At 47.5% G+C, this 623-nt stretch carries 1 tRNA gene and 2 rRNA genes; all 3 read right to left on the bottom strand.

The window, feature by feature from the left end:
• A 23S ribosomal RNA gene (locus ABTW55_RS14405) occupies positions 1 to 105 on the bottom strand; the annotation flags it as partial.
• Positions 106 to 344: 239 nt separating this feature from the next.
• Positions 345 to 420 (bottom strand) — tRNA-Glu (locus tag ABTW55_RS14400).
• Between the two features lie 88 nt (positions 421 to 508).
• Positions 509 to 623 (bottom strand): 16S ribosomal RNA (locus ABTW55_RS14395); the annotation flags it as partial.

Genomic DNA, 623 nt, shown 5'->3' with positions numbered 1-623 from the left:
GTTATAACGGTTCATATCACCTTACCGACGCTTTTCGCAGATTAGCACGCCCTTCATCGCCTCTGACTGCCTAGGCATCCACCGTGTACGCTTAGTCACTTAACCTCACAACCCGAAGATGTTTCCATCGTTCAAGTTGCAAACATTTGAGAGACTCTATGACAGGTTACTCTTCATTCCGGTACTTCTACGGAGGAATGAATTTCAGCCGTCATGTTTCAATTTTCAGCTTGTTCCAGATTGTTAAAGAGCAATATCTTAAACATGACTCGAAAGTCATCTTTAAGATATGGTGTATCGTCAGATACTGAAGACCGCCGCTTTCACCGGGTGGGTCGGAAGCTTGGCGTCCCCTAGGGGATTCGAACCCCTGTTACCGCCGTGAAAGGGCGGTGTCCTAGGCCTCTAGACGAAGGGGACACGACACCGTACTTTTATGACGCTTTTGCTCGTTACTTTTTCATCAGACAATCTGTGTGAGCACGCCACTCGAACTAATATCTTTAGGTAAGGAGGTGATCCAACCGCAGGTTCCCCTACGGTTACCTTGTTACGACTTCACCCCAGTCATGAATCACAAAGTGGTAAGCGCCCTCCCGAAGGTTAAGCTACCTACTTCTTTT

This window comes from Serratia sp. SM04 (assembly GCF_040280225.1).
Lineage (GTDB): Bacteria > Pseudomonadota > Gammaproteobacteria > Enterobacterales > Enterobacteriaceae > Serratia > Serratia sarumanii.
This window is presented reverse-complemented; position numbering and strand designations above follow the sequence as displayed.